Annotated in this window: 21 protein-coding genes, 2 tRNA genes and 1 pseudogene; 4 read left to right on the forward strand and 20 right to left on the reverse strand. The window is 61.8% G+C overall.

The genetic code is table 11. From position 1 onward, the window contains the following. On the reverse strand, window positions 1-769 hold a 769-nt coding region (locus C6W92_RS13700; RefSeq protein ID WP_129434181.1), incomplete at its 3' end, for a DUF6544 family protein. A 153-nt stretch (window positions 770-922) separates the two neighbouring features. Between C6W92_RS13700 and C6W92_RS13705 the strand changes: the two genes are divergently transcribed. Further along, entirely contained in the window at window positions 923-1,336 is a 414-nt protein-coding gene (locus C6W92_RS13705) for a transposase (protein ID WP_129434183.1), read from the forward strand. A 79-nt stretch (window positions 1,337-1,415) separates the two neighbouring features. Here the strand turns inward: C6W92_RS13705 and C6W92_RS18160 are convergent, their stop codons facing one another. The 4 genes and pseudogenes from C6W92_RS18160 to C6W92_RS13720 form a co-directional block, all read right to left on the reverse strand. After that, window positions 1,416-1,550 carry a hypothetical protein gene (locus C6W92_RS18160; protein ID WP_277815903.1) on the reverse strand — a complete coding sequence of 45 codons (135 nt, stop codon included), beginning with the start codon at window positions 1,548-1,550 and terminating at the stop codon, window positions 1,416-1,418. Window positions 1,551-1,661: 111 nt separating this feature from the next. Then, window positions 1,662-3,308: a chaperonin GroEL gene (groL, locus tag C6W92_RS13710; protein ID WP_129434185.1), complete on the reverse strand. Its 1,647-nt coding sequence runs from the start codon at window positions 3,306-3,308 to the stop codon at window positions 1,662-1,664. A 43-nt stretch (window positions 3,309-3,351) separates the two neighbouring features. Beyond that, window positions 3,352-3,639, reverse strand: a complete 288-nt coding sequence (locus C6W92_RS13715) for a co-chaperone GroES (RefSeq protein ID WP_104017962.1) — start codon at window positions 3,637-3,639, stop codon at window positions 3,352-3,354. A gap of 185 nt (window positions 3,640-3,824) precedes the next feature. Then, window positions 3,825-4,852, reverse strand: a pseudogene (locus tag C6W92_RS13720) (DUF808 domain-containing protein). A 322-nt stretch (window positions 4,853-5,174) separates the two neighbouring features. Here C6W92_RS13720 and C6W92_RS13725 point away from each other — a divergent pair. Further along, complete coding sequence (locus C6W92_RS13725) at window positions 5,175-6,167, forward strand: NAD(P)-dependent oxidoreductase (protein WP_241691169.1); 993 nt, start codon at window positions 5,175-5,177, stop codon at window positions 6,165-6,167. A 206-nt stretch (window positions 6,168-6,373) separates the two neighbouring features. On the opposite strand, the gene C6W92_RS13730 is transcribed toward C6W92_RS13725, so the two are convergent. From C6W92_RS13730 to C6W92_RS13750, 5 genes are all read right to left on the reverse strand, one after another. Beyond that, window positions 6,374-6,613, reverse strand: coding sequence for a hypothetical protein (locus C6W92_RS13730; RefSeq protein WP_129434189.1), 240 nt, complete (start codon window positions 6,611-6,613; stop codon window positions 6,374-6,376). Window positions 6,614-6,657: 44 nt separating this feature from the next. Then, window positions 6,658-7,764: an NADH:flavin oxidoreductase/NADH oxidase gene (locus C6W92_RS13735; RefSeq protein ID WP_129434191.1), complete on the reverse strand. Its 1,107-nt coding sequence runs from the start codon at window positions 7,762-7,764 to the stop codon at window positions 6,658-6,660. A gap of 191 nt (window positions 7,765-7,955) precedes the next feature. After that, entirely contained in the window at window positions 7,956-8,141 is a 186-nt protein-coding gene (locus tag C6W92_RS13740) for a hypothetical protein (RefSeq protein WP_129434193.1), read from the reverse strand. A gap of 14 nt (window positions 8,142-8,155) precedes the next feature. After that, window positions 8,156-8,986, reverse strand: coding sequence for a DUF3883 domain-containing protein (locus C6W92_RS13745; protein WP_129434195.1), 831 nt, complete (start codon window positions 8,984-8,986; stop codon window positions 8,156-8,158). Between the two features lie 363 nt (window positions 8,987-9,349). Further along, the gene (locus C6W92_RS13750; protein WP_129434197.1) at window positions 9,350-11,887 is read right to left on the reverse strand and encodes a cation:proton antiporter; all 2,538 of its coding nucleotides are present in this window, start codon (window positions 11,885-11,887) and stop codon (window positions 9,350-9,352) included. A gap of 433 nt (window positions 11,888-12,320) precedes the next feature. Between C6W92_RS13750 and C6W92_RS17995 the strand changes: the two genes are divergently transcribed. Beyond that, window positions 12,321-14,021 (forward strand): IS481 family transposase, encoded by a 1,701-nt coding sequence (locus tag C6W92_RS17995; protein ID WP_241691170.1) that lies wholly within the window; start codon window positions 12,321-12,323, stop codon window positions 14,019-14,021. 219 nt (window positions 14,022-14,240) lie between these two features. Here C6W92_RS17995 and C6W92_RS13760 read toward each other — a convergent pair whose 3' ends face one another. The 10 genes from C6W92_RS13760 to pdxH form a co-directional block, all read right to left on the reverse strand. Continuing rightward, window positions 14,241-15,278, reverse strand: coding sequence for a hypothetical protein (locus C6W92_RS13760; RefSeq protein WP_129434199.1), 1,038 nt, complete (start codon window positions 15,276-15,278; stop codon window positions 14,241-14,243). A gap of 108 nt (window positions 15,279-15,386) precedes the next feature. Beyond that, complete coding sequence (locus C6W92_RS13765) at window positions 15,387-16,022, reverse strand: recombinase family protein (RefSeq protein ID WP_129434201.1); 636 nt, start codon at window positions 16,020-16,022, stop codon at window positions 15,387-15,389. A 365-nt stretch (window positions 16,023-16,387) separates the two neighbouring features. Continuing rightward, window positions 16,388-17,191, reverse strand: coding sequence for a ParB N-terminal domain-containing protein (locus tag C6W92_RS13770; protein ID WP_129434203.1), 804 nt, complete (start codon window positions 17,189-17,191; stop codon window positions 16,388-16,390). 435 nt (window positions 17,192-17,626) lie between these two features. Continuing rightward, window positions 17,627-19,039, reverse strand: a complete 1,413-nt coding sequence (locus C6W92_RS13775) for a tyrosine-type recombinase/integrase (RefSeq protein ID WP_164989242.1) — start codon at window positions 19,037-19,039, stop codon at window positions 17,627-17,629. 117 nt (window positions 19,040-19,156) lie between these two features. Beyond that, window positions 19,157-19,246, reverse strand: a tRNA-Ser gene (locus C6W92_RS13780). Between the two features lie 267 nt (window positions 19,247-19,513). Beyond that, window positions 19,514-23,173 (reverse strand): vitamin B12-dependent ribonucleotide reductase, encoded by a 3,660-nt coding sequence (locus C6W92_RS13785; protein ID WP_129434207.1) that lies wholly within the window; start codon window positions 23,171-23,173, stop codon window positions 19,514-19,516. 401 nt (window positions 23,174-23,574) lie between these two features. Continuing rightward, window positions 23,575-23,651 (reverse strand) — tRNA-Pro (locus C6W92_RS13790). Between the two features lie 64 nt (window positions 23,652-23,715). Next, window positions 23,716-24,210: a DUF192 domain-containing protein gene (locus tag C6W92_RS13795; protein WP_129434209.1), complete on the reverse strand. Its 495-nt coding sequence runs from the start codon at window positions 24,208-24,210 to the stop codon at window positions 23,716-23,718. Then, a complete protein-coding gene (locus C6W92_RS13800; RefSeq protein WP_129434211.1) occupies window positions 24,180-24,713 on the reverse strand; it encodes a cold shock domain-containing protein in 534 nt (177 codons plus the stop codon). The genes C6W92_RS13795 and C6W92_RS13800 overlap by 31 nt, the downstream gene beginning before the upstream one ends. Window positions 24,714-24,835: 122 nt before the next feature. Continuing rightward, window positions 24,836-25,438, reverse strand: a complete 603-nt coding sequence (pdxH, locus tag C6W92_RS13805; protein ID WP_129434213.1) for a pyridoxamine 5'-phosphate oxidase — start codon at window positions 25,436-25,438, stop codon at window positions 24,836-24,838. 160 nt (window positions 25,439-25,598) lie between these two features. Between pdxH and fabI the strand changes: the two genes are divergently transcribed. Continuing rightward, a complete protein-coding gene (gene fabI, locus C6W92_RS13810) occupies window positions 25,599-26,405 on the forward strand; it encodes an enoyl-ACP reductase FabI (protein WP_129434215.1) in 807 nt (268 codons plus the stop codon). The last annotated feature ends 5 nt before the right edge of the window (window positions 26,406-26,410 follow it).

Raw genomic sequence — 26,410 nt, forward strand, 5'->3', positions numbered from 1 at the left:
GCGCCGGGTGGTCGAACAACTCCTGCGGAGCAAACAAGGCGGGCTGGGTCGAAAAACTCTGTCTCATGACAAAACATACCCCACCAAACCATCTCAGGGAATCCCAAGAGTTTCGCTGTGGTCTCTTGAAAGAAATAACCTCAGGTCTCCCCTCGGCATCCACGGTCACATCTACCATCTGGCTCAGGTCCTTGTGGCGCACGGTGACGCGAGCAGTGTCGTCATCAACCGCGGTCCAGGTCACGCCCGGGCCCGGCAAGAGGGCGGCGGGAGACCAGATCAACGCCTCGGATACATAGCGCCCGAACGCGGAGCGGGCGTGGTCGCGACCGCCGCCGGCACGGGCGACCGGCACAAGACCGAATATCCGGAACCGTGTCCAGAGGCCGGAGTCCGAGCCCGAGATGGGCATGCCGCCCAGCGTTTTCATCGACCAGACAAACCCTTCTGGTGCCGCGAGAACCTGACGCGCTTTAATCGGCTGGTAACGCGGGTCGTCCTTTGAACCAAGGCTGAAATGTCCCGTCATCTCGATGACCGTCACAGAATACAGCGGAGCGCCCGGTTGGATAACATAGGAGAAGTAGCGGCGCGCAGGTTCGGGGAGGTCTGCCACCATTTTCTCGGCAAAGACGCTTGGGGCCTCCAGCTGGAGTGCTGTGAGCCGATGCCACTCCGCGCGGTCGGCGCGCCTATCAAGAAAAACGAGAACCGTGAGCGCCAAGAGGACGAGCACGAGGACTAGCAGGATCGCGAAGAGGATTTTCATTCGTCCATCCTCTGGTGGGATCGCGTCTCCCTAGCGGTCTGGGTAGCCCTAATGCGATGACGCAGATCAATTCAGTAAGGGTGACCGCATTAGGGTATCCCTCCGGCGGAGGCCGTCTGACGGGATTTCGGCGTCGGTGATAAGTCCGACCTTATGGCCGACCATACGTTCAGACCCGAGATCGAAGTTCTGTCTGCCGCGGACGTGCCGCACCGGCGGCACTGGAGCGATGCGGACAAGATCCGGACCGTTAAGGAGAGCTTCCTGGGGCATCGCCAGGTGACAGCGACGGCTCGGCGGCATGGCGTGTCGCACTCCCTGCTGACCATATGGCGGCGGCAATATCGGAGCGGTGAACTTGGTGACGAGACATCGCCGACGTTCATCCCGCTGACGCTCCCGCTGAAGGCGTCCACGCTCATGCCTGCGGCGGCGCCGATAGCGCCGCACACCCCCCGTGACGCCCGGCTCGAGAACGTGCTGAGGAATGGGCGGCGGCTCCTTGTCCCTTCGTCGGTGGACCCGGAGGAATTGGTGCGGCTCATTCCGGTGATGGAGGGCCCATGATTGCCTTCCCGGTGGGGGTGCGCGTGTGGATCGCGGGCGGGGTGGGCGGATCATCGAGCGCCTTGAAGCGTTGGAACGGCTACTTCTTTTTGGTCTCACCGATATTGAGCGGTGCCTTGCCCTTGATGGAATCCGCTGTTGCCAGGACCTTTTCCTTGGCCTTCTTCGGTTTCTTGGCTTCCCGGTTGCCGCGTTGCTTGTCGCCCTTTGACATTTCGTATCTCCTTGGATGGATGGTTTTCAGTCATTTCAATCAACTTGCAGCTCTTCGGCTGGACCGGTGAGCGGCGTGAATGCCGACCTTCCGGACCGGCGGGTCATTCGTCTACATCATGCCACCCATGCTGCCCATGTCTTCCATGTCGGACATGTAGCGGCCTGCTTTGGATTGTTGTGCTTTCTCGGCGATCATCGCTTCGGTCGTGATCAGTAGTCCCGCAATCGAGGCCGCGTTCCCCAACGCGACGCGCACGACTTTGCTCGGATCGATGATACCGGCCTTCAGCATGTCGCCGTAGGTTTCCGTCTGCGCGTCGAAGCCGAAGCCGGGGCTCGTGTTCTCAGAGACCTTGCCGACAACGACCGATCCGTCGACACCGGCATTCTCGGCGATCTGGCGCAGTGGTGCCTGGACCGCGCGAGCGACGATCCTGATGCCGACAGTCTCGTCGGCATTCGCACCCTTGAGATCGGCCAGGACCTTGCCGCCTTGCACAAGGGCCACGCCACCACCCGGCACGATACCCTCCTGAACCGCCGCACGGGTGGCGTTCAGCGCATCGTCGACCCGGTCCTTGCGCTCTTTTACCTCGGTCTCCGTGGCTCCCCCGACCTTTATCACGGCGATGCCGCCGGACAGCTTTGCAAGCCGTTCCTGCAGCTTCTCCTTGTCGTAGTCCGAGGTCGTGTCTTCGATCTGGGCGCGTATCTGGGTGACACGCGACGCGATCGCATCCTTGTCGCCCGCACCATCGATGACAGTTGTGTCATCCTTGGTGATCGTCACTTTTCGCGCAGACCCGAGCATGTCCATGGTGACCGTCTCCAGCTTGATGCCGAGATCGGGGGAGATCACCTTTCCGCCCGTCAGGATGGCCAGGTCCTCAAGCATCGCCTTGCGGCGATCGCCGAAACCCGGGGCCTTGACTGCCGCGACCTTCAGGCCGCCGCGCAGCTTGTTGACCACCAAGGTGGCCAGCGCTTCGCCCTCGATGTCCTCGGCAATGATCAGAAGCGGCTTGTCGGCCTGAATAACCGCCTCGAGCAGGGGCACCATCTGTTGCAGCGATGACAGCTTCCTTTCGTGCAGCAGGACGACGCAATCCTCGAGTTCCACACTCATCTTCTGCACGTTAGTGATGAAATAGGGGCTGAGATAGCCACGGTCGAACTGCATGCCTTCGACCACCTCGGTCTCGGTCTCGAGGCCCTTGGCCTCCTCGACGGTGATGACGCCCTCGTTGCCGACCCTTGCCATCGCATCGGCGATCTGCCGACCGATCGCGGTCTCGCCATTGGCAGAGATTGAGCCGACCTTGGCGATCTCGTCACTGTCGCCCACGGGGCGTGACATCGCGCGGATCTCGGCGACGACGGCATCGACGGCCTTGTCGATGCCACGCTTGAGATCCATCGGGTTCATGCCGGCGGCAACTGCCTTCATGCCTTCCTTGACGAGCGCATGCGCCAGAACCGTGGCGGTTGTGGTCCCGTCACCGGCTTCGTCATTGGTGCGGCTGGCGACTTCTTTCACCATCTGCGCGCCCATGTTCTCGAAGTGGTCGGAAAGCTCGATTTCGCGGGCGACGGTCACTCCGTCCTTGGTGATGCGCGGCGCGCCGTAAGGCCGGTCGAGAATGACATTGCGTCCCTTGGGGCCGAGGGTGATCCGGACCGCTTTGGCGAGTGTATCCACACCTTTCAGCATGCGGTTGCGTGCGTCGGTGCTGAATCTGACATCCTTGGAAGACATTTCGGTTGCTCCTGAAAATGGGGGTTCGGCGTAGGCGTCGGGCTCAGGCCATGATGCCGAGAATGTCGCTCTCCTTCATGATCAGGAGATCCTCGCCGTCGAGACGGATCTCGGAGCCGGACCACTTGCCGAACAGGATCCTGTCGCCGGACTTGACCTGCATGCCGATAAGATCGCCATTTTCAGTCCTTTCCCCGGCGCCGACGGAAATGACATCGCCTTCCTGTGGCTTTTCCTTTGCGGTCTCTGGAATGATGAGACCACCACCGGTTTTCTCATCGCCTTCGATGCGGCGGACGAGAACTTGGTCATGCAGGGGGGTGAACGGCACGGAAACGCTCCTTATTCGGATTTCCAAGGGAGCATGGCGATGTTCGGAAGCGCTTTGGCGCTCGCCATACCGGAGCGCCAACAGTATGGAGATGATGCGTCACCGGGGATTCGACAATAGGGGACCTCGAAATATTGCTCCGCCTCCAGCGTCGCGGTTTCATCGAGGCGATGAACCGACAGCGGTCATGTAAAGAATCGGTGGAATTGCCTTCGCGCCGAGGAAAACAATCCAGCGGTCAGTGGCAGCGCAGCATCACGCCTTTTCGGGAAAAGCCACCCCGAGACCGGCATGAGGGCGCGGCTCACGATCGGGATCAGCACCAAGCCGGCGGTCAATCCGATGACACCATCCAGCCCCGTGGTGACCCCCCATGTCACGAAGCCTCTGGCAGAACCCAAGGTTTCCGCTGCCAATTTCGCAGCCTGCTTGATCTGATCGTTGGGCAGATGCCAGCCGAGGTCGTGCAGCCCGTGCACGAGGATGCTGCCACCGACCCAGAGCATGGCAACTGTGCCCACCGTGGCGATGAACACCATGACCCCGGGCATTGACCTGACGATCCCGCGCCCAACCACCTGGGTCACGGCGGTGCGTTCTTTCGCGCTGAGGAGAAGCCTGAGATCATCGGCCTTCACAAGCAAGGCGACTATCCCGTAAACCAAAACGGTGATCCCGATGGCGACTGCCGCCAAGGCCAGTGCCTGAATCCAGAAACCGGCAATGTCGATCTGCGAGAGCGAGATGGTCATGATCTCAGCCGACAGGATGAAATCGGTCTTGATCGCGCCCTTCACCCGATTTTCTTCGAGATGGGCCGCGTCCAGCGTCCGCGCCTGCTGCGGGCCGTGATCCTTGCGCGGCACGACCAGGTGCCAGACCTTCTCGGCACCCTCGAAACACAGATATGCCCCGCCAATCATCAGGAGCCGCGTCAGCGTCCACGCAGAAACGCCTGCAACAGCAGCGCCGCAGGTAAGAGGATCACCAGCTTGTTGAAAAAGTAGGCGCGCGCGATCTTCCACACGATCGGCAATTCGCACGCCGCGGGCAATCCGGTCACGTATTTCGGGGTCACCGCCGCACCATCGATGACCACACCTGCCGCCTTGGTCTTGGCCTTGCTTGCCTGGGCCGCGACATCATCGACTTGCGTCGCCGCCAGTTTTGCAATCGCAGCCACGTCGTCGAAAAGGGCCAGTAATCCGCTCATGAACTTCCTTGTATTTGCTCGTCGCGGCCAAGGTCGATCCTTCCAAAGAACGAGAAGTGCCGCCAAATGATGCCACATCATGAACCTTACCCATCCGGAATTCGAGGTCCAGCTTCAACCTTGACGACGCATATGGCAGCACCAAAAGACGACCTGCGCCGAATAGGGCTCTAGACGCGCAATCTGCGCGTCGCTCAACCAGAAAAGATCAGACATGACACCACTCCGTTTTCGGAGCCGAAGACACCGCTCCGGGCAAGAATTGCTTGATCGCTTGGCCTTGTCGGGCAATCTTTAGCTCAAACGGCACGCAACTTGGAGAATGTCGGGTGAAAGGAAGAGGCATGGCAGGCAGACAGGGACCACCGATGACGGATCGGGACGGTCGCATGGCATCTGCGGGATACTTGGCGCAGGGGCCGGGCTCATGGGGCTGACGCTGCTGATAACCGGTGCGGAGAGGCCGCTGGGCCGTGCTGTGGTGGCCACCGCGAGGGAACGGGGTCACGCGGTGCGCGCGCTCTCCTGCGGCGAGGCCGATCTGGCGGCAGAGGATGCTGTTGCGGCGCTGGCGGAGGCGGATTGCGTGATCCACCTCGCAGGGGATTTGGCTCCTGACCGGGACGACGCGCCGCGCGACCCGCTCGACGCGACGCGCCGCCTGGTCGCGGCGTTGCAGGCGCAACCGCTGCCGCCGCGGCTGGTGCTGCAAGGCTCGGTCGCGGTTTACACGGCCGATGCGACGGGTATCGTGACCGAGGCCACGCCGCTGGAGCCTCGTCCGGCGCGCCGTGATGAACATGCGCGTCTCGCGCTGGCGCAGGAGGCGCTGCTGCGCGAGAGCGGAATTCGCCACACCATCCTGCGGTGCGGGTCGATCGCCGGAGCCGGACGTGGGCTCGTCGCGCATCTGGGGCTCGGCATCGGCGGGACGCTGCTGCTGATGGAACGCGGAGGCGAGCTTCCGGTCGTCTCGCTTGCCGATTGCGCCCGTGCCTTGGCGATGGCCGCCGAGATGCCAGGTGAGGGCCGCGCGCTCAACATCCTCGGGGCGGACCGGCCCACGCGGACCCGCTATGTCGCGCGGATGCGGGGCACCGGCTGGCCGCGCCATGTGCTGCCGTTCAACTGGCGCTTGGTGATGCCGCTGGCATGGCTCCTTGCACCCCTTGGCCCGCGCTCGCCCAGTCTGCTGCGTCCCGCCGTGCTTCGTGCACGAATGCGGCCCCTGCGCTACGACATCGCGGCGGTGAAGGCTGCGCTGGGTTGGGTGCCGGAAGAGGATTTCGACACGGCCTTCGACCAATCGGTGTGAATTGGAGCGATGGTGGAAGAGGTGGTAGAACTCAGCCTGCATCACGGCGGCATGGTGCCCGTCGAACAGGCTACCCCTCGAAACAGATTCAGGCAGTGAATTGACTGCGCGTCGCAACCTCAGGGTGTATCGCACCTGCGTCCCTATGTGGTCGGGGTCCCGTCCTCATAAGTAAGTTTAGCCGCTCCCCCTGCCTTCCCCGCCTTCTACATGGCCAGGCAACTAACGCTCTCTGGCACGTCCAGCGGCATGGCCAGAGCAAAGGTCTGCATCTTCTTACCAGATTGATGCTTGCCAACTAGCTTGAGCAATCCAGCATTGGTCGCCTGCTTGGCGCACTTATTCTCTACGTAGCTGCTGACCTGCGCCTGGGCGAACCGAAAATACTCTGACCTGCCATTCACGCACGCGCTGTCGTCACGCGACTTACCCACCGACTGGATCATTACCTACGACATTCTGACGTTCCCAGCCCTCGAACTACCCTTGGTCAGGACGCGAATAGCGATTTCAGAGTATGCGGCTGGCTGCGCCAGTATTGCGGAGGTGCGGTGACGCCAGCGCCAAGTTCGGCAGCGGCATGCCACGGCCAGCGCGGATTATACAGAATGCCCCGCGCCAGGGCGACCATGTCAGCGTCGCCCGTGCCGATGATCGCCTCGGCCTGCTGCACTTCGGTGATTAGACCCACGGCGATCACCGGCATATCCACCTCGGTGCGCACTGCGCGGGCCAGTGGCACCTGATAGTTCGGGCCCATCGGGATCGATTGATGCGGGTCCAACCCGCCGCTCGACACATGAATGGCTGCACAGCCGAGCCGCTCTAGCTCCCGCGCGAAGGCAATCGTCTGCTCGATGTCCCAGCCCCCTTCAACCCAGTCGGTGCCCGATACCCGCACTGTCACGGGGCGATCAGCCGGAAACGCGGCGCGCACGGCTTCGAATACCGCGAGTGGCAGCCTCATGCGATTTTCCAGACTGCCGCCATAGTGATCGGTGCGCGCGTTCGACAGAGGCGATAGGAACTGGTGCATCAAATAGCCGTGCGCGGCATGCAATTCGACCGCATCGAAGCCCAGGCGCGCGGCGCGGCGAGCCGCGGCGGCGAAATCCTCGACGAGACGTTTCAGTGCCTCGGCATCCAGTGCCAGCGGAGGCCTGTCGTCTGACGCAAAAGGCAGGGCCGACGGTGCGATGGTTTGCCAGCTGCGCGGATCATCGGCTGGCAGTTGCTTGCCACCTTTCCAGGGCTGCGCGCAGCTGGCCTTGCGGCCGGCATGGGCCAGTTGCAATCCCAACGGCATGGGCGGTGCCCACTGGCGCACGGCCTTCACGACACGGTCCATCGCGGCCTCGCTCGCGTCATCGTAAAGCCCGGCATCGGCCCATGAAATCCGGCCCTCAGGCGCTACGGCTGTCGCCTCGAAGATCAGCAGGCCCGCACCCGACATGGCCAGTTGCCCGTAATGCATCACGTGCCAGTCAGTCAGGCAGCCATCCTGTGCCGAATATTGGCACATCGGCGCAATGACGATACGGTTTTCCAACTCGAGCGAGCCGATGCGTGTGGGGGTGAAAAGCGCAGGTGTGCTCATACGGATATTCCGTTTCCTTGTGTTCTTAAGCGAGGCAGGGACGTGTCTGCCGCCGACACACTGTCACCACTTCGGATGAACTCCAAGGTGCCATGACCTGCCACTGACCTTTCATCCGTTCGAGACCGGAGTCGTAAGGATGATGCACGGCCTACCGGAAAGCGGATCACTTGAAAGTGCAGTTTTCCGCGTCACTCTGAGCTACCCCCCGGAATTCGGACGCTGACGCGCCTGGTCCAGTATTTCTTGGGGCCGACAGGCGGAAGAACCTCCCTCGGTTCATCATCGTCGATGGCCTGGTAGACACGCAATCCCTTGAGGCTCGCCTCTGCGGTCTCGGCCCCGGAATAGTCGATGCCCATGGTCCGACGGAACATGCGCGATGTCCCTGTCATTGGAAGCTCGCCTGAAAGCTCATGGCCGTAAGCGATACATGCGCGTCGAGAGGCGGGCGCAGCTCGAAGGCTTTGGGCTCGCGCGCAAATTCGTAGAGCCGGAACAGATACCAGTCGTCGCTTCGCTCATTCGCAACCTCGAGCTCGTTGCGGGAAATGTGAAAGGGTGTTCGCTCCCACCCGTTGGTCGTCTTCACCTCGATCAGGCGCTCCCGGCCCTCGTTCGTGAAGCTCAAAATATCGTATCCCGCTCCATCGCCATCCTCCTTTGACACCCAGCGAACACGCCGTGCCAGATCATACCGATCATTCTGCCGGAGGATATGACGCTCGTGGTGAAAAACACGCTCCTCGCCTGCATGACCAAGGGCACGGTTGCGCTCATCCCGTCCTGCCACGTCGAAATGCCGCGCGACACGATGCATTTGCTCGACCTCGTCCGGCGGCGGCGCATTGCGCAGAGTTGGTGCGACCCCGACGAAGAGAGCGCCTGGTTCCGCCATCTGTCGATGTTGCCTGCGATGCAGGGCGAGTTCCCATTCCGGGTGCTGAGCGAGCCACCGGCACGCGGCTTCGGCGAGGGACATCTGGAAATTTAACCTTGGCTGGTAGCCCTTGATGATCGGCAGGCCGAGGCTGACAAAGACTGCCGACACGTTGCACAACTTGAACTCGATCGAACCACGGCTGCGCCCGACCTGCTCCTGTAGGCCCCTGTTCTGTGCCGCCTTGTTGTAACGGCGCCCAGACAGCTCATCACCGAGCATCGCGAAGTAGGACGCGACGACGGCGTCGTTCTCGATATCTGACCAATCCCCCGAATTCATGAGGCCAGGCTAAGGTGAGGGTGGCCGAATGTCATTGGTAATCAGAGATCATGCGCACGTCGATCTTTGCGCTTCACATGTCGCAGCGACGGGTGGCAGGGCAGAAGTTCCTCCACGCGCGAAACGGGCATGTCGGGTATGCGTATCCGGGATCGCCATCGTGCCCACCTCATGCAACCGAGCGGCGTGGCCGGCGCTGCCATGCTCGCCAGCGCCGCTGAGAGACTCGTGGAGAGCGTCTGCATTCACAGTCGCCCGTGGCCACGGGAAACAACGTTGCGCGTCTCTATAAGCCGCAGCCGAGCCTCCATAGGCAACAACGTGGCGTAACGTCATCGAGTTCGACGCAACGCTGGACTGAGGTCACGCCGAAGCGCGGTCCTTTGTCGGGCGCTCGACGCCCCTGTCTTCGAACAGGGCTTCCGGCTCGATCCCCCGCTTCTCGGCGCTCGCGCGCACGGCGTCCTGCAGGGCTGCACTGCGGTCTAGCAGCCGGCGGAACCGCGCCTCGTCGAGCACGAGGAGCGTCTTGGGGGTAATGGCGCGCACCGCGGCGCGCCGCGCCTTCTTCATAAGGATCGCCATCTGCCCGAACATCTCGCCGCGCCCGAGTCGCCAAGTCTGGCCGGCGGCTTCCAATTCTACTGCGCCGGAGGCTATGAAGAACACGTTTTTTGCCTCGCCATCCTTGCGCATGATCACGTCGCCTGCGTTGACGTAACGGGTCTTGAGAGCGCGGCCGAGACGCTTGATCCGCGCGTCGTCCAGGTTCGTAAAGAGCGGGAACTGCCTTACAAGCTCGACACGCTGCAGTGCGATGTCGAGGCGCGGACGTTCCTCGGCAGCTGCCCGACGGGCGTCGATATCTTGCATGAGCGCGGTGTAGACCTCGGCGCAGATCAGTCCGTCCTCGCGCATCGTCGTGTATTCCCGTTCCTCCAGCCGCAGGGCCGTGCGCCGGATGAAGCGACGTTCGAGTTTCTCGGCGTAGCCCGGATACTGCAGGCGCAGCCCCTTCAGCGCGGTTTCCACGATCTCAACCCGTCGGACGAGAAGCTCGTGCAGCAGCTCCGCCACGCGCTTTCCGTGGATGCGCCGGATGCGTCCGTCGATGAAGGCGCCGAGATCGCGCAGGATCAGCCGCTGTGACAGCAAGAGCTCGAACCGGTCGGCGGTCATGCGTGCCAAGGGTTTAGACAGACCCAACCGGCCATTCAGCAGCACGGCGGCCCGGAAGCTTCGGCCATAGGCGATGCTGCGACGCGCCGCGCGATTATAGCCGCTGCGTCCCTGGCTGCGTGCGCCCTCGATCAGCCGGTCTGCATTCGATAACACCTGTTCGGCCATCCGCGCCGAGATCGTCCGCTCCCGCACGCGAGCAAGGATCCTCTCGCGTTCGTGGCCCGCTAGTGCGATCAGGCCCAGCGTGACCCGGTCGCGGTCGAGGATGTCGGCGCTCTCCTCGGCCGCCTTCACTGCCGCGTCCAGCCGCTGACCGGCGAGCTTGGCCTCCGAGCGCACGGTGTCATGGCTCAGTTCATAGTTCTCGGTGGTGCGCGCCACGTCCTCGCGCACGGTCTGCAGTGCGACGGCGACCACCTGCCGCGACAGCGCCTCGTCGATGGGCGAGAGCCGGTCGAGCCCGAGCCGGCCGATGACCCACCTGAGCGTCGTGCCCTGCACGATCAGGGTGAAGAGAGTGAAACCTGTGGCGAGGATACCCACCACACGCTGGATGCCGTCCGGCACACGGAAGCTTTCGGTCACCGCGAGAGCCAGCGCCAAAGTCACCGCGCCCCGAAGCCCGCCCCAGAGGATCGCGACACGGTAGGGCCTCTCCATGGCCGGCGAGAGCTTCATTGCGGTCAGCAGCGGCAGGAGCCCAAACAGGATCACCGCCCGCGCAGCGACGGCGGCGAGAATCAACACGCCGACCAGCGCGAAATCCTCGATGCGCACCTCCTCCAGCAGCCGCGGGATCAGCAGTGCCGCGAGGATGAAAATCAGCGCCCCGGCCCAGTGCGCCAGCACGTCCCAGAGGTCGCGAAGGTTCGCCCAGGCCTGCGGCGGCAGGCGCCCCGGCCCGGTCAGGTTCAGCGTCAGCCCGGCGGCCACCACGGCGATGACACCCGATGCGCCAACGCTCTGCTCCGCCCCGACATAGGCGAGGTAAGGCAGCGCGACCGAGATCGAGATCTGCGCCAGCTCGTGGCGCGATAAGAGCGCCATGACCCAGACCGCCACCCGCGCCGCCAGCCAGCCCGTGAGTGCGCCACCGGCGATCAGGATTGGAAACCGCGCCAGCGCCGCGCCGAGGTCGGGATCGGGCATCCCCAGCATCACGAAGCCCATGAACAGGCCGAAGAGAGCAATGGCCGCGGCGTCGTTCAAGAGGCTCTCGCCCTCGATGAGCCGCGCGAGACGGCGCGGCGCCGAGATCGAGCGGAAGATGGTAACTACCGCGGATGGGTCGGTCGTGGAAACGATCGCGCCAACGAGAAGGCAGGCTGCGAGCGGCAGCGCGCTCGCCCACGAGAGGGCGTATCCCACGCTGAGCGTTGCAACGACCACCGCCACGACGGCGAGCACGACGATCGGCACCCAGTCGTCCAGCATTCGGCGCAGGTTCATCCCCAGCGTCGCTTGGAACAGCAGCGTCGGCAGAAAGACGTAAAGGAAGACGTTGGACCGGATCGGCAGCCCAAGGATCGCCTCCGCCACCGGGTTTAGCGCGTCGGTCAACTCCGTCCGCAGGAAGAAGATCGCGCCTGCGCCGATCAGCACGCCGAGCACGGCAAGGATCACGCTATAGGGCAGACGAAGGCGAGCAGCCAGCGGCTCCGCCGCGCCGATTACGAGAAACAGGGATGCGATGACCGTGGTGACGAGAACGATATCCATGAATCTGAGATAGCTGGAATTTCAGGCGTGGGGAATCAGTGGGCCCGGATAATCGAGCAAGAAAGGCGAGTTTCCTCCCTTATGGCGTTTGAGACGCCTCTTTCGATCACGAGACGCGTCTGCGCGAAACTGGCCTGTGGCCACCGACAATGCCGAAGTCCGGTCGCCATTTCTACGTCGCGCCAAGTATGCCACCTGAATTTACCGTCAGTCTGCCTTCCTTGAGCAGATCGACGATCCTTGGCCTGTGGCTGCCGGTGAGATCGAATACTTTTATAATGCCAAGGGATGGGACACGCACCCGCCGGGGTTGGGAATGGCTCGCTTTTTATCAAGACGCGTCGCGGCGGATCCCGGCACGAATGTGAACTCCTAGGTGTTCAATCCCACGGTTTGATGGTGTGATCCTTTCGCAGGAATGGAAGGAAGCACTATGGGACAAGTTCGTCACGGCAGCGCCACGACCACGCACGCCGTCAGAGCTGCAATACAGCGATCGCAGGCTTCGCTCTCGGAGTTGAGCCGGGATTTGGGGATCAACCCCAAGACGGTTGCGAAGTGGCGGAAGCGCCAGACGGTTGAGGATCAGAAGACCGGCCCGAGAACTCCGCGCTCTACCGTTCTCAGTGAGCAAGAGGAGGCCATGATCGTTGCCTTCCGGCGGCACACACTGCTGCCGCTGGACGACTGTCTTTATGCCCTCCAGCCCTCAATCCCGAATTTATCGCGGTCTTCTCTGCATCGCTGCCTGCAGCGCCATGGCATATCACGCCTGCCGGACGTGGCCGGTGACAAGCCGAAACGGCAGAAGTTCAAGCGCTACCCGATCGGCTTTTTCCACATCGACATCGCCGCGGTGCAGACCGCCCAGGGCAAGCTCTATCTCTTCGTCGGCATTGACCGAACAAGCAAGTTTGCGGTGACCCAACTCGTCGAGAAGGCCGACAGGCGCACCGCATGGGAGTTCTTGCATCACATGCTCGAGGCCGTGCCCTACCAGGTCCACACGATCCTGACCGACAATGGCATCCAGTTCGCTGAGCAGCCGCGCAACAGGAATACAGCCTATTCGCGGCCGATGCGCTTCGACATGATCTGTGAGGCCAACGGGATCGAGCACAGGTTGACCAAATCCAACCATCCTTGGACCAACGGCCAGGTCGAGCGGATGAATCGGACGATCAAGGAAGGTGAGGCGGAGCAGAAAACGATCCGGGGGATCGTTTTCCCGCTGAACGTCAAGCGTTTCCACTACGACAGCCACGATCAACTGCGCACACACCTCACAGACTTCATGGCAGCCTACAATTTTGCCCGGCGTCTCAAGACCCTCGGTGGCCTGACGCCATACGAATACATCTGCAAGGTCTGGACCTCAGAGCCGGATCGTTTCATCCTCGATCCGATCCACCAAATGCCGGGACTGAACACACTTGACCCCTTCGAAGCTTTGCCGCGTTTTTGCTACCTCAAGAGCGGTGAAAAGATCGACAACATCACCGATTGGGCCCTGAACAAGTTCACCAAGCACTACGGCAGGGCGGCGAAGATCACCAAGGATGACATCTTTGCCTATGTCTATGCCGTGCTGCACGATCCGGTCTACCGTGAGACCTACGCGATCAACCTCAAGCGGGAATTTCCGCGCATTCCGTTCTATCCAGACTTCCACCAATGGCGCGACTGGGGGCAGGCGTTGCTCGACCTTCATATCGGCTATGAGACGGTCGAGCCGTGGCCTTTGACCCGCACCGATACCCTCGATGAGCGGGCCGAGAAGGCGGGGCTAAGCCCCAAGCCCGCACTCAAGGCCGACAAGGCGGAAGGCACGATCAAACTCGACAGCGAAACCACCCTGTCGGGCATCCCTGAAGAATGCTGGGACTACAAGCTGGGCAACCGCTCGGGGCTGGAATGGATACTCGACCAATACAAGGAAAAGACGCCGCGCGATCCGACCATCCGCGAGAAGTTCAACACCTACCGCTTTGCCGACTACAAGGAAGAGGTGATCGACCTGATCATGCGGGTGACACGGGTGAGCGTCGAAACGATGGCGATTACAGAAGCCATGTCCAGGGCCAGAAGAGAGGCCGGGCCAGGTGATTCAACCGAGAAACAGGAACCCCACTAACGCCAATCGTGTGTGGTAAACGTGTGTGGTTATCGTGTGTGGTTGAACTTTCTCTGCCACGTCTATGTATTTGATTTTTAGAGATAATTGCCAGTTCTGGGCAAATGGCGGAGACGATGGGATACGATCTCATTATTCCCACATCCATTGTTTTCAGATACTTACACGGGCAATGTAGGACATTTCCGCCCATAGGTCGAGATGTACCACACGTCGACTTCAATCCATGCAGGCCGGTTTGTCTGGAAGTTCCTCCATCAGTGGCTTGACGTTGATTACGCACCTCCTCCGCATTCCATCGACCTCAAGCGTCCGTTCGTTACCCGATGACGTGACAATAATGTCCAGAGGACATTTTCGGTGTTCAGCCCAAGCCTCCAGCCCCTTGAAGTTCTCTGGGCCAAAGAACACCCTGAAATCCTGAACAATCTCGCGCACCTCATGCAGTGCCTTCACGGCATGGCGGTAAGCGGTGGCTAGCTCGGCAAGTTTCCGTTGCTCTTCAGCCTTGGCAATGACGTCGAGTCGCTCGTCTTCTGTGCTGCCGAACCTCTCCAGTATTTCCACAGCTTCAGACGCTTTGTCAGGTGCGACATTCTTTCCCTTCAGGACGCTCCGGCCCCGTATTCGCGCAACTTTTTCAAATGTTCCCTCTGTGGTCTCCCTGCCATCTGGCAGAATAACAGACCTCTCGCCTTCCACACTCAGCCATCCATCATCTTTGTCGACGGCCTTTCGAAACACACTCACAGCTTTCCTCGCCTTGTGTAGGCTTGAATGGGGATTAGAGGTCTCAGATGCCATCCGCTGCAGTATCTGAGCATAGGCGACGAGGTCGGGGATATGATCTATCCGTTTGAGCAAAAACTCCCCACCAGTTTTCTCTTCCTCATCTGCGCGGTACCTACGATGTTCCTTGTTGAATACTGCATCCCCGAAGTGCTTCTTGGCGCAATCACTCCCCACAAGGAACAGCCACCCTTCACTGTCAGCCACCAAGATGCCTTCCTGACGCCATTTGTTGCGTGTGAGGCAGATGTTACATGGGGCATTGTGCCCATCGCGCTTTTTCGCAGATACCTCAATCTCGTCTTTGATGATGGTAACATTGCGCTCTGGGTGGGGCTTAATCCCCATAGCCACACCCTCAAACTCTTCTGGGTATTCGCTGGCCTTCATATGCTTGGCAAAGGCCGTCTTGATTTGCGCGGCAGGAAATCCCTTCCAAGGACCTTCGACGTCGATGTTGGTTGTCACCAAGTGATCACCTAAATATTGACTCGATGTTCACCTTATACCCCATATATTGCATTCGCGTCAAGATAGTGTGTACACAACCACAAATCACAGGAAAGACACGTCACTTCACATTCCCCACCGACCTAACACCTCCTCAGCACCTGCTGGGTCCTTCCTGATCCGTAGCACAGTCTGCCGCGTCAGCCCTGTCGCCTTGCTGATCTCCGATGCCCCTGCCCCATTGCCCAACATGTCCACGACCACACCCAGCGTCTCTCGGTCGTAGCTGGGCTTCTTGCCCCGGTACTTGACCTTGTCCTGCCGTGCGGCCTCTATGCCAGCCTTCTGGGCTTCCTTCGTGGCCTCCGCCTGCGCCTGTGCCGTTGCCGCCATGAAGGCGATCAGTGCGTCTCTCACGGCCTCCTGCATGGGGTCTTGTGTGGCCCCGTCGAAGGTCAGGCCATTGATCACGGTCTTCACCACGACCCCTTGTCGCATGAAGTGCCGGATCGTGTCGGTGACGTCCTGATAGTTCCGGCCCAGCCGGTCCACCCAGCGCACTACCAGCGTGTCCCCATGGCGCAGCTTGTCGAAGAGCCGCTTGCCCTCTGGCCTCTCCCCCAGCGTCGTGCTTACGCCTGAGACCCCGTGGTCAGCGATCACCTCGTCAATCTCGAAGCCTGCCGCCTCGGCCTGCGCCTTCTGGTGATCAAGCGTTTGGTCAGCGGTGGAAACACGCGCGTAGAAGATGGTCTTGGTCATGGTATCCTCGTGTACGTTTGGGTTCTGTCCGCTGAATATGGTGTACGTAGGCCCACGTCAACCCTTGTGGACACCCTTTCGGACTCTCCCGGAGGTGTACGCAGGCCTATACCCTTGCGGACAACAGGCCGTCGAACGCCGCAAGCGCACTCGTGCTGTGTCTGGGTGCGTAGCGACTGTACTTAACTTCCGCGTCAGCGCTGAGGAGAGAGCTTGCCCGAAGGAGGTTGAAAGGTTGGGCGTCCTCGTCGTCAGGACTCCCTCCCTCAGTCCCTATGGGGGAACCGGATCGTCTGCCGTATGTGAAATAGGCCCCTCACATGTGTGGGCTACAAACAATCCGGGTCCCATCGTCGAAGGTCAGACTAAAACTGAAACTCCTCACCATCCTCCTCGAACTCATCCCCGATTGCGTCCACGTCCCGCCACCAGTCGGCCAGTCTGCGGACCTTGGACCCTAGCCGCTTCTCCAGCATCCGGGCCACCGCGTCGATCTGTATGTCCGCCATCGTCGCAATCTCCTTTCCGACTTTCTCGTCGAGCTTCGCGGTTCGCTCTTGGATAAGCGCCTCCCGTTCATCGTCATCAAGCTCCTCCCGCTGCTGCCCCTTGAGGAGCGCGAGAGCGCCCTGCCAAGTGTCTGGGACCTCGGGGTCGTCTGAGCTTTCAAGCAGCCTGAGTGTCCGTCTCATGGACGCTACTGTGCCTTCTGATACTCCGGCAGTCTTGACGACCCGCGCCTTGCTGTAGAGCGGCTTTGGCTGCGCGTCATCGGTCTTGAAACACACCAGCCTCCATGCCGCATTACTCTTCTCGGTAGCCGTCATCGGGAGACGGGCCTTGGCGTTCTCTCGCAGCGCATGGAGCCGAGCGTCCTCGAGCCTGCCTTGCCAGATCACAATGGGAACCTTCTTTGCGGTCGTGGTTCGCTTGAACGCCGCGTGGCGATGATGCCCGTCGATGACCACCAGTTCCCCTGTCGTGTCGTCCTGCCAAACGTCCAGTGGGTCTACCGGACGCCCCTGCCTGATGAGGATCGCCAAGTCCTCTACGTGGTGGTTCTCGACCTCGTTCTCGCGATACTGGAAGTCGTCAGGTCTCGTTACGACCTCCGAAGGCTTCACCTTGGCCTTCTTCTTCCGGGTAAGTCCTTGGATTTCCTTTGTCATATTCTGCGTTCCGTTGCTGTTTCGTCTGTCGCTGTACGGTCCGCTACCTATGCAGAATGTACGCCCTGAGGCTGCATACCCTTGTCACAGCTTCAGCTGCCCCTCAGGCGAACCAAAGTCATCCCATGCCACCACCTCCGACCGCCTCCAGTCATCCTGAAGACTAGCTGTGGTCGCACCGTGTCCTCGTCGTCCACGAGGAGAGGACACCAAGCCACAGTGGATAGCATGGGTCGCTTTTGGCCTGCGCAAGGGACAGCCTTAGCAAGCAACGGACCAAATGAAGGAGCGGCAATGGTCATGCTTCAGCTGAAGCTCTTGTCTTCCGACCATCGACCACAAGACCGATGCCCTTCCTTCAATGGTGGGCCATTAACCGAAGCTCATGTTGCGCTCCTTCCTCGTCGTCCAGGTGGACGGGGAAGCATGAACCCATCAGAACGCTTCGAGGTATCCGTTTGCCCGGAATTCCGCCCAGACATCACGCTGGACCTCTTGGAGCTGGGCCTCTAGCAGACCATGCTCATAAACACTCGCGGCATCTTGTTTACCTACCCAGCCTCCAAGCTCATATCTCCGATCCTCAGGCACCCCGGCCCGTCTCGCCAATGTGCCCCAAGTGTGACGGAATGAGTGCAAGACCAACCTGCCGTCCGATGCCGACCCAAGCACCTGACGCCGGTATCTCGTGAACCATTGAGAGGCAGCGTTGACCTTCTGCGTAGATGGCTTGAGCGGCCACTCAGGAAAGAGCCTCCGCTCCTCTCTGGGCTTGCCCTCTTCCTTTCTTGTCGCCAACTCGACCCGATAGGCCAGTAGGCGCTGGGCTTCTTCAACCAATGGCACGTAGCGCCGCGCACTTGCAGTCTTGCCTTTCGCAATCATGAAGCCTGACCCATCCTGCTTCACATGTTGCAGTTTGAGCGCCCCGACCTCGTCGATCCTGCAGCCTGATGCCAACGCCAGCCTCAGCAAGTCACCTTGCCTGCTGCCCCACGCCGGAAAGCCTTGCAAGAGCTTGGTGACCTCCTCGGCGGTAAAGGCAGTTCTCGTTTCTTCTGGAGGTCGTTTCGCGGCCTTCCTCTTTGGAGTGCCCCTCTCCTCCACAATCCACGGATTGCGAACGGGCTTGCCGTTCTTCGTCTTGAGGAATTTTTTGTCCGAAATTGCCCATGCCCACATCCCTCTGAGCAGCGTCATATGCTTGGCAACAGTCTGCGCCTTCACCTTCGCCACCAGTGGCAAGTATTCCATCCTGAATTCGAACACCTTGTCCGGCGTGACGTCATTCAGCGTAGGGGTTTCACTGCCAAGGAAGGCCATCAAGTGCTTGACTGACGCTCTCACGTTCAAGGCGGTTGTCACGGCCAATGGGTCATACCCGAATGGGTTTCCCTCCTTGCGTTCTTCCAGATACGTCTCAAGCGCCGCCTCCAGCGGCACAGCACCCTTGAAGACCATCTTCCCGAAGGCCTCAGCCTCTTCTCCTCTACCTGCCTCGTCAGCCCTCTCCAGTTCGTTTGTGAGGACGTGATCAATCGCGGATGGGTCTTCCGCCTCGTCCATCGCCCGCCGCCACTCAGCAGCGCTCTCAGGACTTAGGTCAATGATCTTGCCGATGCTCTTCTTCCCCTTGTTCGCAAGAGCATCCGCCTCCAACTGCCTGATTTGCCCTAAGCGCACGTCCCTCATACGGACTGCCTCAGCATGTCGTTTAGTATGCAGGCCGAGCTTGATCTCGTTGCCGAAAGGCTTACCAGTCCAAGGGTTTTCCGTGCCCACGAGGGCGTTTGGCGTAGCCATGCGAAGCGAATAACCACGCCCACGAGGCTTAGTGAGATACTGCATGTCAGGCTCCTGCGAACCTGACGCGCTGTTGCCGGGCTTGATGTGGTCCAACATGTACCTCGTCATAGGACGTACCACGTACAGTTTTAACCATACAAATCAAAAGCTTAGGTGTGATGGCGGAGACGATGGGATTCGAACCCACGAGACCCTTCCGGGCCTACTCCCTTAGCAGGGGAGCGCCTTCGACCACTCGGCCACGTCTCCGCCGACGCGTATAGCGGGGGGTGGGGGCGGGTTACAAGGGAAAATATGGCGGTTTGGGGAGGGAGAATGCCGGGCTGTATCGCGTCGGTATTCTGTCGGTATTTCGCCGGTGTCCCGGTGGGGATGGACCGGGCGAAAAAAGAGGGGGCCGTTGGCCCCCTTCAGTTTCGCGGATCGGATGGTACGTTGCTGCCCGACCATATCTCTGCCTGTGTGTCCGATCCGCGTCCGGGGCGAGCGCACCCGCCCCCGAACCTGTTGACCTGCTCAGCTACACCCGCTCGTCGAGCCGCAGGTGTTGCACTTCATGCAGGTGCCGTTCCTGACCAGCGTGTAGTTGCCGCATTCGCCACAGGCCTCGCCCTCGTAGCCCTGCATCCGGGCCTTGGTCCGGGCGTCCATGGATGTCGCGGTGGCGGAGGCGGCGATGGCGGTGCGGCTGATCCCGATCGTTTCGGTGCTGCCTTGCACGGCCATGGCCACGTCGCCGCCGCGCCCGGCGGTGCCGACCCCCTGCCCGCCCTGCAACACGACAAGCTCTTGTGGCAGGCGCTTGCGCAGGTAGCCCGAGGAGCTGATCTGCTTGAGCACCTCCAGCGACCGGTTCGCCGCCTCGCCAGACATCTCGGAGATATTGCTCACGCCTTCCTCTTCGCCGCGGCCGAGATCGTCGAAGGACGCGCCCGAGGGTTTGACATGCGCGAGATCGGTGCGGTCGAGATAGCTCACCGCGAGTTCGCGGAAGATGTAGTCGAGGATCGAGGTGGCGTTCTTGATGCTGTCATTGCCCTGCACCATGCCCGAGGGCTCGAACTTGGTGAAGGTGAAGGCATCGACGAATTCCTCGAGCGGCACGCCGTATTGCAGGCCGACCGAGACGGCGATGGCGAAATTGTTCATCATCGCGCGGAAGCCCGCGCCTTCCTTGTGCATGTCGATGAAGATCTCGCCCAGCTTGCCGTCGGCATATTCGCCGGTGCGCAGATACACCTTGTGCCCGCCGACGATGGCCTTCTGGGTGTAGCCCTTGCGACGCTCGGGCAGCTTGTCGCGGGCGGCGCGGATCACTTCCTTGATCACCACCTTCTCGACGATCTTCTCGGCGAGAACGGCGGCTTTCTCGTGCGTGCTGCCGGACTCCAGCACCTCGGCGGCCTCGTCGTCATCCTCGACCAGCGCGCTTGCCAGCGGCTGGCTGAGCTTGGAGCCGTCACGGTAGAGCGCGTTTGCCTTGACGCCCAGCGACCAGGACAGCTCGTACGCCTTTTGGCAATCCTCGATGGTGGCGTCGTTGGGCATGTTGATCGTCTTGGAGATCGCGCCCGAGATGAAGCTCTGTGCCGCGGCCATCATGTGGATATGGCTATCCACGCCGAGGAAGCGGCGACCCTTGCGACCGCAGGGATTGGCGCAGTCGAAGACATGGTAATGCGCCGGGTCGAGATGCGGCGCACCCTCGAGCGTCATGGTGCCACAGACGTGATCGTTGGCCGCCTCGATCTCGCGCCGCGAATAGCCCAGCGACGCCAGCAGGTCGAAGGTGGGGTCGTTGAGCTTTTCCGCCGGAATGCCGAGCGCCTCGCGGCAGAATTCCTCGCCCAGTGTCCACTGGTTGAACACGAAGCGGATGTCGAAGGCCGCGCCGAGCGACTTTTCCACGCGCGCCAGTTCCTTCTCGCCGAAGCCGTGGCCGATGAGCGAGGTGTGGTTGATCCCCGGTGCGTTGCCGAGGCTGCCGTGGCCAACCGCGTAGCTGACGATTTCCTCGATCTGCGCCGGGCGATAGCCCAGCTTGGCGAGCGCCGCCGGCACCGACTGGTTGATGATCTTGAAATAGCCGCCGCCAGCCAGCTTCTTGAACTTGACGAGCGCGAAATCGGGTTCGATGCCGGTGGTGTCGCAATCCATCACCAGCCCGATCGTCCCGGTGGGGGCGATCACCGTGGTCTGTGCGTTGCGATAGCCGTGCGCCTCGCCCAGTTTCAGCGCCTCGTCCCACGCCGCGACCGCCAGTTTGGCGAGCCGCGCATCGGGGCAGTTGGCGTGATCGAGCGGCACGGGCTTGACCGCCAGCGCCTCGTAGCCCTCGGTCTCGCCACGCGCGGCGCGACCGTGGTTGCGGATGACCCGCAGCATGTGCTGCGCGTTGCGCTCGTAGCCCGCGAAGGCACCCAGCTCGCCCGCCATCTCGGCCGAGGTGGCATAGGCGACACCGGTCATGATCGCGGTGAGCGCGCCGCACATGGCGCGGCCCTCGTCGGAATCGTAGCCCAGCCCCATGTTCATCAGGAGCCCGCCGATATTGGCATAGCCAAGGCCCAGCGTGCGGAAATCAAAACTGAGCCGCGCGATCTCCTTCGACGGGAACTGTGCCATCAGCACGCTGATTTCCAGCGTCACGGTCCAGAGGCGCGTGGCGTGCATGTAGGATTCGGCGTCGAACGCGCCATCCTCGTAGAACTTGAGCAGGTTCATCGAGGCGAGGTTGCAGGCCGTGTCGTCGAGGAACATGTATTCCGAGCACGGGTTGGAGCCGCGGATCGCGCCATCCTCTGGGCAGGTGTGCCAGGCATTGACCGTATCGTGATACTGAATGCCCGGATCGGCGCAGGCCCACGCGGCGTGGCCGACATCTTCCCACAGGTCGCGGGCCTTGATGGTCTTGGCCACCGAACCGTCCACGCGGTTGATCAGCGACCAGTCGCCGTCATCCTTTACCGCCTTGAGGAAGGCATCGGTCACGCGGATCGAGTTGTTGGAATTCTGGCCCGAGACGCTGGCATAGGCCTCGGAGTCCCAATCGGTGTCGTAGGTCGGGAACTCGATGCTGCCATAGCCCTGCTTGGCGTAATCGAGCACGCGCTTGACGTAGGTTTCGGGGATGTGCGCCCGTTTCGCGCCGCGAATGGCCATCTTGAGGGCCGCGTTCTTGCCCGGGTCGACCGCGTCCTCGGTGCTGCCGTCCCATTCGCGGATCGCGGTGAATATCTCGTTGAGCCTGGCCTCGTGGGCCTTGGAGCCGGCGACGATCGAGGCGACCTTCTGCTCTTCCTTGACCTTCCAGTTGATGAATTCCTCGATATCGGGGTGATCGGCATCGCAGATCACCATCTTGGCGGCGCGGCGCGTGGTGCCGCCCGACTTGATCGCGCCCGCCGCGCGGTCGCCGATCTTGAGAAAGCCCATGAGGCCCGAGGATTTGCCGCCGCCCGAGAGCTTTTCGCCTTCGGCACGAAGCGAGGAGAAGTTGGTGCCGGTGCCCGATCCGTACTTGAACAGCCGCGCCTCGCGCACCCAAAGGTCCATGATGCCGCCGTCGCCCACCAGGTCGTCGCGCACCGACTGGATGAAGCAGGCGTGGGGCTGCGGATGCTCGTAGGCGGATTTCGAGCGGGTGAGCTTGCCGGTCTCGTGATCGACGTAGTAGTGGCCCTGCCCCGGCCCGTCGATGCCATAGGCCCAGTGCAGGCCGGTGTTGAACCATTGTGGCGAGTTGGGCGCCGCCATCTGGCGGGCGAGCATCACGCGCATCTCGTCGAAATAGGCGCGAGCGTCGGCCTCGGTGGTGAAATAGCCGCCCTTCCAGCCCCAGTAGGCCCAGGCACCGGCGAGCCGGTCGAACACCTGGCGCGCGCTGGTCTCGCCGCTAAAGCCGTCATTGTCCTTTGCCGCGCGCGAGCGCCACAGGAATTCGGGCACGCCCTTTTCCTTCACGCGCTCCAGCTTGTTGGGCACGCCCGCCTTGCGGAAATATTTCTGCGCGATCACGTCGCTGGCGACCTGGCTCCAGCCGGCGGGCACCTCGATCTCGTCGAGACGGAACACGGTGCTGCCGTCCGGGTTGCGGATCTCGGAGCTGGTGGTCACGAAGTCCAGCGCGGTGTAGGCGTCCTGACCGGCGGTGGTGAATTTGCGTTCGATTTTCATTGTCTCTGCCCCATAATCGCGTTGCTTGCGGGTTTTTGGCCCTGATGCGGCTGGCTCGTCCGGTCGCGCCCGTTGCGCCCGGAACGGGCGCGGGCACCGTTCCGGCTGCTCCGCTTGGTTCATGTCTGGTTTACCGTCCCGCGGGCCTGGCCACTATATATTGTGGCTCTGCAGTCCGCCCACACAAACTGACGTAGATTACGGTCTCAGGTCAACGAAAAAAATCGCTCCGGCGGCCGAAAAACCATTTGACTGTGATGGTCACGCAGGGCGGCTCGCCGGACCGTGATTCCTCCACGCGTGGCGCGACACGGGAAACCGCTGGGACCACCGGCGCTTAGCAGGGCAAGCTGAAGAATTGCATGAAAGATGTGCTCGTGCACGCGCCTTGGTCGGCGGGATGGTCGGGGCGGCGAGATTCGAACTCACGACCCCCTGTACCCAAAACAGGTGCGCTACCAGACTGCGCCACGCCCCGGACCATGCGACTAGATAATCGCCATCGCGCGGATTGGAAAGCGGAAACCGGGGCGGCGCGGAGGTTATTGTGCCGCGTCGCAGGGCCAGGCAGCGGCCTCTTGATCGACGGCCGGGTGACGCATTTCCCATCCCGGCGCGATACCGATCCGCCGCGCCATTCCGCCGTTGACCTCGAGCACGGTCTGTATGCCGTTACCGCCCATGATCGGGCGGGTATCGTGGGGCTGCGCCTCGTGGTGGACGCGGCGCACCGTGCCGCTGGCATCCATGAAGATCATGTCGAGAGGGATGAGCGTGTTTTTCATCCAGAAGCCCACCTGCTGCGGGCGCGGGTAGACGAACAGCATCCCGGCGGAGGCGGCGAGAGACTCGCGGTTCATCAACCCCTGCGCGCGTTCGGCCTCGGTATCGGCGGTCTCGACGCGGAATACCGCCTCGCCCCCCGGGCCGCGCAGTTGCGCCGTGCCCTCGCGGCAGGTCCCGGCCATCGCCGCACCGCCCGCAAGCACCAAGACGATTGCCCCGATCAGTCGTCTGAGCGAATCGCCGCTTCCCATCCACACACCTCGGTCGCCATCCGTCCCCTTTTACCATCGATCACGCGAATGGCCAGCGCCTCGCCGGGCTGGACATCGGCGAGCCCGGAGCGGCGCAGAACCTCGATATGCAGGAACACGTCCTCGGCGCTACCGAAGGTGTTGGCAAAGCCGAAGCCCTTGCCCTTGTCGAACCACTTGATCCGCGCGGGTTCCAGCGGGACGGCGCGCAGCGCGGCCTCGTCCACCTCCTCCAGGTCGGCGAGCCCGGTGCTGTCGGAATCCTCGGGAGGCTCGATGGCGTGAACCTGGACCGCCTGCCGTCCGCGCGCGGTATCCTGCACGTCAAGCTCCACCCCGGCGCGGTCGGCGACAGAGCTTTGCCCGAAATTACGCAGCACGTTGGCGTGCAGCAAGATGTCAGGTCCGCCCTCGTCGGCCAGCACGAAGCCAAAGCCCTTGACCGGATCGAACCATTTCACCCGGCCCCTGACCCGGCGAATTTCATTCTCGTCTGTTGTCACTCTGTCCTACCTAACAGCCTTCATCCCCAAGACCGTTTTCACAGATGCGTCATATTAGAACCCGTATGCAACCCAAAAATCCCCTTGCAACACAAACCCTTGCATTTCACGCAACGCGAAATTCAGGGGTTGAGCCGCAGAATTTCCCACACCTCGCCAGCCGCCTTGCGACGCCACGCAAACCGGTCGTGAAGGCGAAACGCCCCGTCCGCCCAGAATTCAATCTCAATCGGCGTGATCTTGAAACCTCCCCAAAAGGGTGGTCGCGGCGGATTCGTTCCCTTTTGCGCCGTCACGCGGGCGACCTCGGCCATAAGCGCGGTGCGCGAGGCGAGCGGTCGCGACTGCTCGGACGCCCACGCGCCAAGCCGGCTCTTGAGCGAGCGGGAGGCGAAATAGGCATCCGCCTTCTGCCCCTCCTCGCGCGTGACATGGCCGCGAAAGCGAAGCTGCCGACGCAGCGACTTCCAGTGCAGCACCCCTGCCGCCATCGGGCGTGCGTCAAGCTCGCGGCCCTTGGCCGAGCCGTAATTGGTGTAGAAGACGAACCCGTCCGCCGCGATCTCCTTGAGCAGGACCATCCGCACATTGGGCATGCCCTGCGCGTCCGCCGTGGCAAGCGACATCGCGTTGGGATCGTTGATTTCCGTCCCCCCGGCCTCGTCTAGCCAACGCCGCGCGATCACAAAAGGGTCATCGCCCGCGAATATTCCTTCTCGTTCCATTCGTCTGCTCCAGCCTTCGTTTCATGCGAGTTTGGGGTGACGCGACGCCAAGTCAACGTCAATCTCCGCCCACCGGCCGCCCCGGCAGAGTGCGGGCGGGCTTGATGCACCCTGCCCTATCGCCTAAAGGTCGGCAAAAGCGATGTGGCGGGGGCTGGGAATGTCGAACACACTGATGACGGGCAAGCGCGGGCTTATCATGGGGCTTGCCAATGACAAGTCCATTGCGTGGGGCATCGCCAAAGCATGCGCCGATGCCGGCGCCGATCTCGCCTTCAGCTACCAGGGCGAAGCGTTGAAAAAGCGGGTCGGGCCGCTCGCCGCCGAACTGGGCTCGAATATCGTGCTGCCCTGCGACGTGGCCGACATGGCCTCTGTCGATGCGCTTTTCGCCGATCTCGGACAGTACTGGGACGGGCTCGATTTCATCGTTCACGCCATCGGCTTTTCCGACAAGAACGAGCTGCGTGGCCGCTACGTCGATACCAGCCGCGATAATTTCCTGCGCACGATGGATATCTCGGTCTATTCCTTCACCGCCGTGATGCAGCGCGCGGAAAAGATGATGGGCGCGGGCGGATCGGCGCTGACGCTGACCTATTACGGCGCCGAACAGGTCATGCCGCATTACAACGTCATGGGCGTGGCCAAGGCGGCGCTGGAGGCGTCGGTGAAGTACATGGCCGAGGATCTCGGCAAGGACGGCATTCGCGTCAACGCCATCAGCGCCGGGCCGATCCGCACGCTGGCCGCCTCGGGCATCGGCGACTTTCGCTACATCCTGAAATGGAACGAGCTCAATTCGCCGCTGCGGCGCAACGTGACGATCGACGACGTGGGCCGCTCGGCGCTCTACATGCTCAGCGATCTCGGATCGGGCGTGACCGGCGAAACGCTGCACGTGGATGCGGGCTATCACGTCGTCGGCATGAAAGCCGTCGACGCCCCCGATATCGACGCAACCTGAGGGCA

Source organism: Roseovarius sp. A46, assembly GCF_004126395.1.
Taxonomy (GTDB): domain Bacteria; phylum Pseudomonadota; class Alphaproteobacteria; order Rhodobacterales; family Rhodobacteraceae; genus Roseovarius; species Roseovarius nitratireducens.